Origin of the sequence: Pseudomonas chlororaphis subsp. piscium, from assembly GCF_003850345.1 — a bacterium.
In the GTDB taxonomy this organism is placed as follows: domain Bacteria; phylum Pseudomonadota; class Gammaproteobacteria; order Pseudomonadales; family Pseudomonadaceae; genus Aquipseudomonas; species Aquipseudomonas piscium.
This window is the reverse complement of sequence record NZ_CP027707.1, coordinates 144,883-161,108: the sequence shown is the minus strand read 5'-3', so window position 1 is coordinate 161,108 and position 16,226 is coordinate 144,883. Positions and strand designations below refer to the sequence as shown.

The following is a 16,226-nucleotide window of genomic DNA, read 5'->3' as shown; positions in this document are numbered from 1 at the left end:
ACTCAGAAGGTCAATAGTTTGGCATATGGTTAATAGCAAAAAAATATAGCCAATTTATTGACAATTATTCGCGTCAAAATCACGTGTTTCTACACTCTGAAGAACGTCCAGACTGCGTCGGCGTATGCCCGTCAGGAACATGGAAGTCTACTGAACGGTACCCCCCGGAGAATCCTCAATGAGCAGTGTTGTTGCTACCGTCAAAAGCATTGTTGGCCAAGTTTTCGTCGTATCCCCTGAAGGGGTTCGCCGCGTACTCGTTGAGGGTGATCGCCTGTACGTAGGCGACCAGGTCGATACCGGCCTGGCGGGCGCCGTCAGCCTGGAACTGGCCGATGGCCGGACCCTGGACCTGGGCCGTGAGACCCAATGGAGCGGCAGCGCTCCGGACTCCAGCACCGACCTGGCCGAGGCCGCCGAGCAGGCCGCACCGTCAGTCGCTGAACTGCAGCAGGCGATCGTCGCCGGCGCGGACCCGACCACCGACCTGGAAGCCACCGCAGCCGGCCCGACCGCCGCGGGTACCGGCGGCGCTGCCGGCGGCGGCCACAGCTTCGTGATGCTCGACGCCACGGCGGGCCAGGTTGCCCCGACCATCGGCTTCCCGACCGCGGGCCTCGGTGCAGCGGGCACCGCAGCGCAAGACACCACCGGGGCGCTGACCACCAATGACAACAGCGCTACCGCCGAGATCCTGCGCGACTCGACCCTGACCCTGAGTGCAACCCCGACCATTACCGAAGCTGGCGGCGTGCTGGTGTACACCGCCACGCTGACCCAGGCGCCGCTGACCGGCCTGACCATCACCCTGTCCAACGGCTCGGTGATCGTGATTCCGGCCGGGCAGCTGACCGGCACCATCAACGTCCCGATGGCACCGAACGACACCGTCTACAACGACCCGAAACAGATCAGCGTGGGCGTCACCGGCACCACCGGCGGCGGTGGCCTGGTGGTGACCGTCGACCCGACGCCAGCCGTCACCCAGGTCACGGACACCGTGGACACCACCACCGTGACCCTGACCGCGGGCTCCAGCGTGACCGAGGGTGGCCAGATCACCTATACCGCGACCCTGACCAACCCGGCGCAGACCCCGGTCACCGTGACCCTGTCCAATGGCTCGACCATCACCATCGACGCCGGCCAGACCGTCGGCACCGTGGTGGTCGACACCCCGCCGAACGATGTCTACAACAACGGCAGCACCGTCAGCACCAGCATTACCGGCGCTACCGGCGGCAACTTCGAGAACCTGGTACCGAACCCGACGCCGGCGGTGACCACCATCACCGACTCGCCGGACACCACCGGCCTGACCCTGACCGCCAACGGCACAATCGTCGAAGGCGGCCAGATCACCTACACCGCGACCCTGACCAACCCGGCGCAGACCCCGGTCACCGTGACCCTGTCCAACGGTTCGACCATCACCATCGACGCCGGTAAAACCACTGGCACCGTGGTGGTCGATACCCCGGCCAATGACGTCTACAACAACGGCAGCACGGTCAGCACCAGCATTACCGGGGCTACCGGCGGCAACTTCGAAAACCTGGTGCCAAGCACCACGCCGGCACAGACCACCGTGACCGATTCGGTGGACAATACCGGCCTGAGCCTGACCGCTACCGGCACCGTTGTGGAAGGCGGCCAGATCACCTACACCGCGACCCTGACCAACCCGGCGCAGACTCCGGTTACCGTGACCCTGTCCAACGGCTCGACCATCGTTATCGAGGCCGGTAAAACCGTTGGCACTGTGGTGGTCGATACCCCGGCCAATGACGTCTACAACAATGGCAGCACGGTCAGCACCAGCATTACCGGCACCACTGGCGGCAACTTCGAACAACTGACGCCCGACACCACCCCGGCGCAAACCGTCATCACCGACTCGGTGGACGACACCGGTCTGAGCCTGTCGGCCAGCGGCTCGGTCGCCGAAGGCGGCTCGATCGTCTACACCGCCACCCTGACCAACCCGGCCGGCACGCCAGTCACCGTGACCCTGAGCAACGGCGCGGTGATTACCATCGCCGCTGGCGCGACCACAGGTTCGGTGAGCGTTGCCGCGCCTGCCGACGACGTCTACAAGGACGCCGGCAAGGTCGAAGCGACCATCCAGGACGCCACTGGCGGCAACTTCGAGAACCTGGTGCCAAGCACCACGCCAGCGGTGACGGACATCACCGACACCATCGATACGTCGACTGTTTCGCTGACCGCCACTCCGTCTGTGGCTGAAGGCGGCACCGTGGTTTACACCGCGTCCGTGACCGCTCCAGTGACCGGTTCGCCGGTAGTGGTAACCCTGTCGAATGGCCAAACCATCACGATTCCGGTGGGCGAGTCTTCCAGCACCGTCAATATCACGGCACCTAACGATGCCCTCGCTGGCGGTAGCTCCCTGAGCGCGACCATTACCGGTGCGACTGGAGGCAACTACGAGAAACTGGACGTCGACGGCAAGCCTGCCGAAACCTCGGTTACCGACACCCCGGACACCACCAATCTGAGCCTGACAGCGACCGATACTGTCGCTGAGGGTGGCTCGATCGTTTACACCGCGACCTTGACCAATGCCGCTGGTACGCCAGTGACCGTGACTCTGTCGAACGGTGCAGTGATCACTATTGCTGCGGGCGCCACCACGGGCTCCGTGACTGTCGCCGCCCCGGCTGATGATGTGTACAAGGACGCAGGCAAAGTCGAAGTCAGCATCAAAGAGACCGCTGGCGGTAATTTCGAGAACCTGGTGCCAAGCACCACACCAGCCGTCACTGACGTGACCGACACCATCGATACCAGCACTGTTTCGCTGACGGCCACTCCGTCTGTGGCTGAAGGTGGCGTTGTCGTTTACACCGCCTCCGTAACGGCTCCGGTCACTGGTTCGCCTGTCGTGGTCACTCTGTCGAATGGCCAGACCATCACTATTCCTGTGGGCGAGTCCTCCGGCACCGTGAACTTCACTGCGCCGAACGACGCCCTGGCAGGCGGTAGCTCCCTGAGCGCGACCATTACCGGTGCTACCGGTGGCAACTACGAGAAGCTGGATGTTGATAGCAAACCAGCTGACACCTCGGTTACCGATACGCCAGACACCACCAATCTGACGCTCAGCGCGACCGACACTGTCGCTGAAGGCGGTTCGATCGTTTATACGGCCACCTTGACCAACGCTGCGGGCACTCCGGTGACCGTAACCCTGAGCAATGGCGCGGTGATCACCATCGCTGCAGGTACTACCACCGGTTCCGTGACTGTCGCGGCGCCTGCTGACGATGTATACAAGGATGCGGGTAAAGTCGAAGTCACCATCAAGGATGCCGCTGGCGGCAACTTCGAGAACCTGGTGCCAAGCACCACGCCAGCCGTTACCGACGTGACTGACACCATCGACACCTCGACCGTCAGCCTGACCGCTACACCTAGCGTGGCAGAGGGTGGAGTGGTCGTTTACACCGCCTCCGTGACCGCGCCAGTGACTGGCTCGCCTGTGGTCGTCACCCTGTCGAATGGCCAGACCATCACTATTCCAGTGGGCGAGTCCTCTGGCACAGTGAACTTCACTGCGCCGAATGACGCTCTGGCAGGCGGCAGCTCTTTGAGCACCACCATCACCGGCGCAACCGGCGGTAACTATGAAAAACTCGATGTTGATAGCAAACCAGCTGACACCTCGGTTACCGATACGCCAGACACCACCAACCTGACCCTCAGCGCGACCGACACCGTCGCTGAAGGTGGTTCGATCGTTTACACCGCGACACTGACCAATGCCGCGGGCACGCCTGTCACCGTGACCCTGAGCAACGGCGCCGTGATTACTATCGCTGCCGGTGCTACCACGGGCTCCGTCACCGTCGCAGCGCCTGCTGACGATGTGTACAAGGATGCGGGTAAAGTCGAAGTCACCATCAAGGATGCCGCTGGCGGCAACTTCGAGAACCTGGTGCCAAGCACCACGCCAGCCGTTACCGACGTGACTGACACCATCGATACTTCGACCGTCAGCCTGACCGCTACACCTAGCGTGGCAGAGGGTGGAGTAGTCGTTTACACCGCCTCCGTGACCGCGCCAGTGACTGGCTCGCCTGTGGTCGTCACCCTGTCGAATGGCCAGACCATCACCATCCCAGTGGGTGAGTCTTCCGGCACTGTGAATTTCACGGCGCCAAACGATGCCCTGGCGGGCGGCAGCTCCCTGAGCACCACCATCACCGGCGCGACTGGCGGCAACTACGAGAAGCTCGATGTCGACAGCAAACCTGCCGACACCTCGGTCACCGATACTCCGGATACCACTACCCTCAGCCTAACTGCGACCGATACCGTCGCTGAGGGTGGGTCCATTGTTTACACCGCGACCCTGACCAACGCAGCGGGCACTCCGGTGACCGTAACCCTGAGCAATGGCGCGGTGATCACCATCGCCGCTGGCGCCACTACCGGTTCTGTCACCGTCGCAGCGCCTGCTGACGATGTATACAAGGATGCGGGTAAAGTCGAAGTCACCATCAAGGATGCCGCTGGCGGCAACTTCGAGAACCTGGTGCCAAGTACCACGCCAGCCGTTACCGACGTGACTGACACCATTGATACATCGACCGTCAGCCTGACCGCCACTCCATCTGTGGCCGAAGGCGGCACCGTGGTTTACACCGCATCCGTGACCGCTCCAGTGACCGGTTCGCCGGTTGTAGTGACCCTGTCCAACGGACAGACCATCACCATCCCGGTGGGCGAGTCTTCCGGTACCGTGAACTTCACGGCGCCAAACGATGCCCTGGCAGGCGGCAGTTCGCTGAGCACCACCATCACCGGTGCAACGGGCGGTAACTACGAAAAACTCGATGTCGACAGCAAGCCTGCTGACACCTCGGTTACCGATACCCCGGACACTACTACTCTGAGCCTGACGGCGACTGATACTGTCGCTGAGGGTGGCTCGATTGTTTACACCGCAACCCTGACCAATGCGGCCGGCACGCCGGTAACCGTGACCCTGTCGAACGGTGCCGTAATCAACATTGCCGCCGGTGCCACCACGGGCTCCGTCACTATCGCCGCCCCGGCGGACGATGTGTACAAGGACGCCGGCAAGATCGAAGCGACCATCAAGGACGCTACCGGCGGCAACTTTGAAAACCTGGTGCCAAGCACCACGCCTGCCGTCACCGATGTGACCGATACCATCGACACCTCGACCGTCAGCCTGACCGCAACCGCGACCGTCGCCGAAGGCGAAACCGTGGTCTACACCGCATCGGTCACTGCTCCAGTGACCGGCTCGCCAGTGGTCGTAACGCTGTCGAACGGCCAGACCATTACCATCCCGGTAGGCGAAAGCAGCGGGTCGGTGAACTTCGTTGCCCCGAACAGCCCGCTGGCGGGCGGCAGCTCCCTGAGCACCACCATCACCGGTGCAACGGGTGGCAACTACGAAAAACTGGATGTTGATAGCAAGCCGGCTGATACCTCGGTCACCGATACTCCGGATACCACTACCCTCAGCCTGACTGCGACTGATACTGTCGCTGAGGGTGGCTCGATTGTTTACACCGCAACCCTGACCAACGCAGCCGGGACTCCGGTAACCGTAACTCTGAGCAACGGCGCGGTGATCACTATCGCTGCAGGTGCTACCACCGGTTCCGTGACTGTCGCGGCGCCAGCTGACGATGTGTACAAGGACGCTGGCAAGGTTGAAGTCACCATCAAGGACGCCACCGGTGGCAACTTTGAAAATCTGGTACCGAGCACCACTCCGGCGGTCACCGATGTCACCGACACCATCGACACTTCGACTGTTTCGCTGACTGCGACTCCATCCGTGGCCGAAGGCGGTGTTGTTGTTTACACCGCGTCCGTGACGGCTCCAGTCACCGGCTCGCCCGTGGTCGTCACCCTGTCGAATGGCCAGACCATCACCATTCCTGTAGGTGAATCGTCCGGCACCGTGAACTTCACCGCGCCAAACGATGCACTGGCTGGCGGCAGCTCCTTGAGCACCACCATTACCGGTGCCACCGGCGGCAATTACGAGAAGCTGGACGTCGACAGCAAGCCTGCCGAGACATCGGTCACCGATACGCCAGACACCACCACACTCAGCCTGGCAGCGACTGAAACTGTCGCCGAGGGCGGTTCGATCGTTTACACCGCGACTCTGACCAATGCCGCGGGCACTCCAGTGACCGTGACCCTGAGCAACGGCGCCGTGATTACTATCGCTGCAGGTGCTACCACTGGCTCCATCACCGTCGCGGCGCCAGCTGACGATGTGTACAAAGATGCCGGCAAGGTTGAGGTGAGCATCAAGGACGCCACCGGCGGCAACTTCGAAAACCTGGTGCCGAGCACCACCCCAGCGGTCACCGATGTCACCGACACCATCGACACCAGCACCGTTTCGCTGACGGCCACGCCGTCCGTGGCTGAGGGTGGCACCGTGGTTTACACCGCGTCGGTCACCGCTCCAGTGACCGGCTCGCCAGTCGTGGTCACCCTGTCCAACGGCCAGACCATCACTATTCCAGTGGGCGAGTCTTCTGGCACTGTGAACTTCACCGCTCCAAACGACGCACTGGCTGGCGGTAGCTCCCTGAGCACGACCATTACCGGTGCGACTGGCGGTAACTACGAGAAGCTGGACGTCGACAGCAAGCCTGCCGAGACATCGGTTACTGATACTCCGGACACCACCACTCTGAGCCTCAGTGCGACAGACACCGTGGCAGAAGGCGGCTCGATCGTTTACACCGCGACTCTGACCAACGCCGCGGGCACACCAGTCACCGTGACCTTGTCGAACGGCGCGGTGATTACCATTGCCGCGGGTGCAACCACAGGCTCCGTGACCGTGGCCGCCCCAGCCGATGACGTCTACAAAGACGCCGGCAAGGTTGAAGTCACCATCAAGGATGCCGCTGGCGGTAACTTTGAAAACCTGGTGCCAAGCACTACTCCGGCTGTGACTGATGTCACCGACACTATCGACACCTCGACCGTCAGCCTGACCGCTACACCTAGCGTCGCCGAAGGCGGCACCGTGGTTTACACCGCGTCGGTGACCGCTCCAGTGACTGGTTCGCCGGTCGTGGTGACCCTGTCCAACGGTCAGACCATCACCATCCCGGTGGGCGAGTCTTCCGGTACTGTGAATTTCACGGCGCCAAACGATGCCCTGGCTGGTGGTAGCTCCTTGAGCACCACCATCACTGGTGCGACCGGCGGCAACTACGAAAAACTCGATGTCGACAGCAAACCTGCTGACACCTCGGTTACCGATACCCCGGACACCACCACTCTGAGCCTGGCGGCGACTGAAACCGTAGCCGAAGGCGGATCGATCGTTTACACCGCGACACTGACCAACGCCGCGGGTACGCCAGTGACCGTGACCTTGTCGAACGGCGCAGTGATCACCATTGCTGCCGGCGCTACTACTGGCTCCGTCACCGTCGCGGCGCCAGCTGACGATGTGTACAAGGACGCTGGCAAAGTTGAAGTCAGCATCAAAGACGCCGTAGGCGGTAACTTCGAGAACCTGGTGCCGAACACCACGCCGGCTGTCACCGACGTGACCGATACCATCGACACCTCGACCGTTTCCCTGACCGCTACGCCTAGCGTCGCTGAAGGTGGCGTTGTGGTTTACACCGCATCGGTCACCGCTCCAGTAACCGGCTCGCCGGTCGTGGTCACCCTGTCGAATGGGCAGACCATCACCATTCCGGTGGGTGAGTCTTCCGGTACTGTGAATTTCACGGCTCCGAACGATGCCCTGGCAGGCGGTAGCTCCTTGAGCACCACCATTACCGGTGCAACGGGCGGCAACTACGAGAAGCTGGATGTCGACAGCAAGCCTGCCGAGACATCAGTTACTGATACCCCGGACACCACCAACCTGACCCTCAGCGCGACCGATACTGTTGCTGAAGGTGGCTCGATTGTTTACACCGCGACCCTGACTAACGCCGCGGGCACTCCGGTTACCGTGACTCTGTCGAACGGTGCCGTGATCACCATCGCTGCCGGCGCCACCACTGGCTCCGTCACTGTCGCGGCGCCAGCTGACGATGTGTACAAGGACGCTGGCAAGGTCGAAGCAACCATCAAGGACGCCACCGGTGGCAACTTCGAGAATCTCGTTCCGAGCACTACTCCAGCCGTTACTGACGTCACTGACACAATCGATACATCGACTGTCAGCCTAACCGCGACGCCTAGTGTTGCTGAAGGTGGTGTTGTCGTTTACACCGCGTCCGTGACTGCGCCAGTGACTGGCTCGCCAGTTGTGGTCACCCTGTCCAACGGCCAGACCATCACCATCCCGGTGGACGAGTCTTCCGGCACCGTAAACTTCACCGCGCCAAACGATGCGCTGGCCGGCGGTAGCTCCTTGAGCACCACTATTACCGGTGCCACCGGCGGCAATTATGAGAAGCTGGACGTCGACGGTAAGCCTGCCGAGACATCGGTTACTGATACCCCGGACACCACCAACCTGACCCTCAGCGCGACCGATACTGTCGCTGAAGGTGGTTCGATTGTTTACACCGCAACCCTGACTAACGCCGCGGGCACACCAGTCACCGTGACCTTGTCGAACGGCGCGGTGATTACCATTGCCGCGGGTGCAACCACGGGCTCCGTGACCGTGGCCGCCCCAGCCGATGACGTCTACAAAGACGCCGGCAAGGTTGAAGTCACCATCAAGGATGCCGCTGGCGGTAACTTTGAAAACCTGGTGCCAAGCACTACTCCGGCTGTGACTGACGTCACCGATACCATCGATACCTCGACTGTTTCGCTGACCGCCACTCCATCTGTGGCCGAAGGCGGCACCGTGGTTTACACCGCGTCCGTGACCGCTCCAGTGACCGGTTCTCCGGTCGTGGTAACCCTGTCCAACGGCCAGACCATCACCATCCCGGTCGGTGAGTCTTCCGGCACCGTGAACTTCACTGCGCCAAACGACGCCCTGGCCGGCGGTAGCTCCTTGAGCACTACCATCACTGGTGCGACTGGCGGTAACTACGAAAAACTCGATGTCGACAGCAAGCCTGCCGACACATCGGTTACTGATACCCCGGATACCACCAACCTGACCCTCAGCGCGACAGACACTGTGGCTGAAGGCGGTTCGATTGTTTACACCGCGACCCTGACCAACGCCGCGGGCACTCCGGTGACCGTAACCCTGAGCAACGGCGCGGTGATCACTATCGCAGCCGGTGCCACTACCGGTTCCGTCACCGTCGCAGCGCCTGCTGACGATGTATACAAGGATGCCGGCAAGGTCGAGGCGACCATCAAGGACGCTTCCGGCGGCAACTTCGAGAACCTGGTGCCGAGCACCACCCCAGCCGTGACTGATGTCACCGACACTATCGACACCTCGACGGTCAGCCTGACCGCGACGCCGTCCGTGGCTGAAGGCGGTACCGTGGTTTACACCGCCTCCGTGACTGCTCCGGTCACTGGCTCGCCGGTCGTCGTCACTCTGTCCAATGGCCAGACCATCACCATCCCGGTCGGCGCCAGCAGTGGCACCGTGAACTTCGTGGCCCCTAACGATGCCTTGGCGGGCGGCAGCTCTCTGAGCACCACCATCAAGGACGCTACGGGTGGCAACTACGAGAAGCTGGCTATCGACAGTAAACCGGCTGATACGTCGGTAACCGATACGCCAGATACCACCACCCTCAGCCTGACAGCGACTGACACTGTCGCTGAAGGCGGCTCGATCGTTTACACCGCCACCCTGACCAACGCTGCTGGCACTCCGGTAACCGTGACCTTGAGCAATGGCGCGGTAATCACCATCGCGGCCGGCGCCACCACCGGTACGGTGACCGTGGCCGCTCCTGCCGACGACGTCTACAAAGACGCCGGCACCGTGCAAGCCACGATCCAAACCGCCACCGGCGGTAACTTCGAGAGTCTGGTGCCGAGCACTACGCCGGCGGTCACCAACGTGACTGATACCATCGACACCAGTACCGTTTCGCTGACCGCTACTCCGTCCGTAGCAGAAGGCGGTACCGTGGTTTACACCGCGTCGGTCACTGCTCCAGTGACCGGTTCGCCGGTCATGGTGACCCTGTCCAATGGCCAGACCATCACCATCCCGGTCGGCGCCAGCAGTGGCACTGTGAACTTCGTAGCCCCTAACGATGCCTTGGCGGGTGGCAGCTCTCTGAGCGCCACCATCAAGGACGCTACCGGCGGCAACTACGAGAAGCTGGCTATCGACAGTAAACCGGCCGACACCTCGGTTACCGATACTCCGGATACCACCACCCTCAGCCTGACTGCGACCGATACCGTGGCAGAAGGCGGATCGATCGTTTATACCGCCACCCTGACCAACGCCGCCGGCACTCCGGTGACCGTGACCTTGAGCAATGGCGCGGTAATCACCATCGCGGCCGGCGCCACCACCGGTACGGTGACCGTGGCCGCTCCTGCCGACGACGTCTACAAAGACGCCGGCACCGTGCAAGCCACGATCCAGACTGCCACCGGTGGCAACTTCGAGAGCCTGGTGCCAAGCACCACGCCTGCGGTCACCAACGTCACCGATACCATCGACACTTCGACCGTCAGCCTCACCGCGACCTCGAATGTGGCCGAAGGCGGCACCGTGGTTTACACCGCCTCCGTCACCGCTCCGGTCACTGGCTCGCCAGTCGTGGTCACCCTGTCCAACGGCCAGACCATCACCATCCCGGTCGGCGCCAGCAGCGGTACCGTGAACTTCGTAGCGCCTAACGATGCCTTGGCGGGCGGCAGCTCCCTGAGTACCACCATCACCAACGCCACCGGCGGCAACTACGAAAAACTGGCGGTCGACAGCAAGCCGGCCAACACCACGGTCACCGATACGCCGGACACCACGTCCCTGACCCTCAGCGCCACCAACACCGTGGCCGAGGGTGGCTCGATCGTCTACACCGCGACCCTGACCAATGCTGCCGGTACTCCAGTCACCGTAACGCTCTCCAACGGTGCGGTGATTACCATCGCAGCCGGCGCCACCACTGGTACCGTAACCGTGGCCGCTCCTGCGGACGACGTCTACAAAGACGCCGGCACCGTGCAAGCCACAATCCAGACCGCCACCGGCGGCAATTTCGAGAACCTGGTGCCAAGCACCACGCCTGCGGTCACCAACGTCACCGACACCATCGACACTTCGACCGTCAGCCTCACCGCGACCTCGAATGTGGCCGAAGGCGGCACTGTGGTTTACACCGCGTCGGTCACCGCTCCGGTTACTGGTTCGCCAGTCGTGGTCACCCTGTCCAATGGCCAGACCATCACCATCCCGGTCGGCGCCAGCAGCGGTACCGTGAACTTCGTTGCGCCTAACGATGCCTTGGCGGGCGGCAGCTCCCTGAGCACCACCATCACCAACGCCACCGGCGGCAACTACGAAAAACTGGCGGTCGACAGCAACCCGGCCAACACCACGGTTACCGATACCCCGGACACCACGTCCCTGACCCTCAGTGCCACCAACACCGTGGCCGAAGGCGGTTCGATCGTTTACACCGCGACCCTGACCAACGCCGCGGGCACTCCGGTGACCGTGACCTTGAGCAACGGTGCGGTGATCACCATCGCCGCTGGCGCCACCACGGGTACCGTGACCGTGGCCGCTCCTGCGGACGACGTCTACAAAGACGCCGGCACCGTGCAAGCCACGATCCAGACCGCCACCGGCGGCAATTTCGAGAACCTGGTACCAAGCACTGCGCCGGCTGTGACCAACGTTACCGATACCATCGACACTTCGACCGTCAGCCTCACCGCGACCTCGAATGTGGCCGAAGGCGGCACCGTGGTTTACACCGCCTCCGTCACCGCTCCGGTCACTGGCTCGCCAGTCGTGGTCACCCTGTCCAACGGCCAGACCATCACCATCCCGGTCGGCGCCAGCAGCGGTACCGTGAATTTCGTCGCGCCTAACGACGCCTTGGCTGGCGGCAGCTCCCTGAGCACCACCATCACCAACGCCACCGGTGGCAACTACGAAAAACTGGCGGTCGACAGCAAGCCTGCCGACACCACCGTGACCGACACCCCGGACACCACCAACCTGTCGCTCAGCGCCACCAGCTCCGTGGCCGAAGGCGGTTCGATCGTCTACACCGCGACCCTGACCAACGCCGCCGGCACGGCCATGACCGTGACCCTGAGCAACGGCGCGGTGATCAACATCGCAGCCGGCGCCACCACCGGCACCGTGACCGTGGCCGCGCCGACCGACGATGTGTACATCGACGCCGGCAACGTCAGCGCCAGTATCGCCAGCACCACCGGCGGCAACTTCGAGCACCTGGTGCCAAGCACCACGCCGGCCGTGACCAGCGTTACCGACACCATCAACACCACCACTGTGAGCATCAACGGCAGCACCTCGGTCACCGAAGGCCAGACCGCGACCTACACCGTCAGCCTGACCAGCCCGGCGCAAACCGAGGTCACCCTGAAGATCAGCTACAGCGGCACCGCCGCCGACGGCTCGGACTTCACCGGCGTGTACACCGTGAAGATCCCGGCCGGCGCCAGCAGCGCCAGCTTCAACGTCGCTACCATCGACGACAAGATCACCGAGAGCACGGAAAACTTCGTGGTCAAGATCGACTCGGCCACCGGCGGCAACTTCGAGAACCTGGTGGTCAGCGGCACCAACGGCAGCGTCACCACCTCGATCATCGACAACGATGCGCCACCGGTCCTCGACCTGGATGCCAACAACTCCAGCGGCGCCACCGGGGCCGACTACAAGGTGACCTTCACCGAAAACACCCCGGGCGCGGGCGTGTCGATCGCCGACACCGACCTGAGCATTACCGACCCGGACAGCACTATGCTGACCGGCGCCACCATCGTGCTGACCAACCGTCAGCCGGGCGATGAGCTGAACCTGGGCAACAGCGTCAACGGCATCACCATCAATGCCAACAGCCAGGCGGGCACCATCACCCTGACCCTGTCCGGCAATGCGACGCTGGCCGACTACATGCAGCAGATCAAGAACATCACCTTCACCAACAGCAGTGAGGACCCGAGCACCACGCCGCGGACCATCACCGTGACCGTGACCGATGGCAGCAACTACTCCAACGTCGCCACCACCACGGTCAACGTGGTGGCGGTGAACGACGCGCCAGTGGCCACCGGCGGCGCCGTGACCGGCACCGAAGACACCGCCCTGACCCTGACCTGGGCCACCTTCGGCGTCAGCGACGTCGACAGCCCCGCGGCCAGCCTCGGGGTGAAAATCACCCAGCTGCCGGGCGACGGCAAGCTGCAATACCTCGACGGTTCGACCTGGAAGGACGTGGCCACCAACCAGACCTTCAGCAAGGCCGATATCGACGCCGGCAAGTTGCGCTTCACCCCGGATGCCAACGAGTCGGGTGTCGACGGCTACAACGGCAGCGGCGTGGGCAACCAGCAGGCCGACTACGCGCAGATCAAGTTCCAGCCAACCGACGGCCAGGCCCTGGGCAACACCGGTACCGTGAAGATCGACATCACCCCGGTGGCCGATGCGCCGACCCTGGGCGTGGCGAGCAACAGCGTGAACTCCATCGGCCTGCTCAAGGAGTCCTGGAGCAGCCTCAGCGGCCTGGGCACCAACGGCAACGGCATCACCGGCGATGCGCTGAAAACCGTCTTCAACAACTCCGGCAACCCGACCAGCAGCTCGACGGTGACCAATGCCCAGTCCGACGCCAGCGTGGCCGGCGGCAGCGGCTCGAAAACCTCCGGCCTGATCTACCTGGAAGCCGGCAAGACCTACAGCTTCAGCGGTGTCGGCGACGACAGCCTGCTGATCACCATCGGCGGCAAGAACGTGGCCACCGCGACCTGGGGGGCCGGCGGCAGCATCAGCGGTTCGTTCACCCCGACCACCAGCGGCTACTACACCCTGGACATCTACCACGCCAACCAGAGCGGTCCGGGCAGCTATGACGTCAACCTGTCGGTCAATGGCAGCACGCCGGTCGACCTGAGCAGCGCCAACATCCCGATGTACCCGAGCGAAACCGCGCTGACCAATGCCGGCGTCACCCTTTCCGAGCTGCACGGCAGCAACGGCGAGGGCTACTACGACGGCTACAAACTCAACGAAGGTGCCGAGGGTGGCAGCGTCAAGCTGTCGAAGATCACCACCGCCCTGACCGATACCGACGGCTCGGAAAGCCTGAGCGTGAAGATCGGCGGCATTCCGGCCGGTTCGGTGCTCAGCGATGGCGCCGGCCATACCTTCACCGCGGGCAGCAGCGTCAGTGAAGTCAATGTCACCGGTTGGAACCTGGGTACGCTGACGATCACCCCGCCGTCGCACTACAACGGCTCGTTCAACCTGACCGTGACCTCGACCTCCACCGAGTCCCTGGGCGGTTCGGCCATCAGCACCGCGCAGATCCCGGTCACTGTGTACCCGGCGACCTACAGCGCCAGCGTCGCCACGGCGGGCGACGACAACTTCGTCGGCACCGAGGGCAACGACATCATGGTCGCCGACGTCGCCGGCCTGAACGTGGTGCAGGGCAAGAACTACAACATCGCGTTCATGGTCGACAGCTCCGGCAGCATGAGCGATGCCTCGCTCAGCGCCGCCAAGAACTCGCTGACCACGGTGTTCAACACCCTGAAGAACAGCCTGGGCAGCAGCACCTCGGGCACCGTGAACATCTTCCTGGCGGACTTCGATACCCAGGTCAACAAGCAGATATCGGTGAACCTCAACGACCCGAACGCCCTGACCCTGCTCAAGTCGGTCCTGGACTCCATGGCGTCCGGCGGCGGCACCAACTACGAAGACGTGTTCAAGACCACGGCCAACTTCTTCCAGAGCAGCGCGGCCACCAGCAATACCAACGCCACCAACCTGACGTACTTCATTACCGACGGCAAACCGACGTACTACCAGACCGGCGAGCAGACCAACCCGATACTGTACGGCAGCGTCAGGCTCGACAGTGTGATCACGACCAGCAACTATCAGCTGGGCGATACCGTTCGACTACAACCGGACAGTACTCACCTGATCGATATCAACAGCAGCGGCAGCGTCACTGTCTGGACGCAGGCCTGGGGTAGCTGGTCCAGTTACAACGCCGGCACCCTGCACGCCCAGGGCGATGGCACCTATGAGCTGTCCAGCCTGGCCGGCGCGGGCAGCTACACCAACAACGCCACCACCACCAACTCCGGCAGCGGCTTCGCCCTGCTGAGCAATCTGTCGCAGGTGGAAGCGATCGGTCTGAACAACGACGTCAGCCTCAATGACCTGAAGCCGTACGACACCGACAACACCCCACAGACCAACATCGACCCGTCGAACCTGGCCGATGCCATCCTTGGCCATACCGAAGCGACCATGCCGGGCGCCGACACGGTCAACGGCGGCAACGGCAACGACATCCTGTTCGGCGACCTGGTGAGCTTCAACGGCATCGCCGGCGAGGGCTACCAGGCCATGCAGGCCTTCGTGGCGCAGAAGACCGGCGTGGCCGCGAGCAGCGTCACCACCAGCAACGTGCACCAGTACATCACCGAGCACTACACCGACTTCGATGTGTCCGGTGCCCATGACGGCAATGACACGCTGCTGGGCGGCGCCGGTAACGACATCATCTTCGGCCAGGGCGGCAACGACCTGCTCGACGGTGGCAAGGGCAACGACATCCTGCTGGGCGGTACCGGCAACGACACGCTGATCGGTGGCGCGGGCAATGACATCTTGATCGGCGGCTCGGGTGCCGACACCTTCGTCTGGAAGGCTGGCGATACCGGTAACGATGTGATCAAGGACTTCAAGGCCAGCGAAGGCGACCGTATCGACCTGCGGGACCTGTTGCAGGGCGAGAGCGCCAGCACCATCGACAACTTCCTGAAGATCACCACGGTGGACGGTACCTCGACCCTGCAGGTCAGTTCCGAAGGCAAGCTCAACGCAGCGGGCGGTATCGCCAACGCGGACGTGACGATCAAGCTGGAAGGCAACAACTGGTCCAACACCAACATCAACTCGCTGATCGCCGGTAGCGACCCGACCATCAAGATCGATCACAACAACAGCTGATCCAGGGTCGACCGGCCACCCATCCCGGGTGGCCGGCTCTTCCCGCCGTGACGATTTTGCCGCCACGTCGCATACTCGCGACCAAAGCGCGCCGTTGGCCTATGCT

At 62.9% G+C, this 16,226-nt stretch carries 1 protein-coding gene; it reads left to right on the top strand.

Annotated features, from left to right (window positions below; genetic code table 11):
- Positions 1-178 precede the first annotated feature (178 nt).
- Positions 179-16,120 carry a LapA family giant adhesin gene (locus tag C4K38_RS00700; RefSeq protein ID WP_081364180.1) on the top strand — a complete coding sequence of 5,314 codons (15,942 nt, stop codon included), beginning with the start codon at positions 179-181 and terminating at the stop codon, positions 16,118-16,120.
- Positions 16,121-16,226 lie beyond the last annotated feature (106 nt).

What these genes read in the sequence shown, in the direction of transcription:
- C4K38_RS00700 (WP_081364180.1), top strand. Translation starts at nt 179, where the DNA reads ATGAGCAGTGTTGTTGCTACCGTCAAAAGCATTGTTGGCCAAGTTTTC.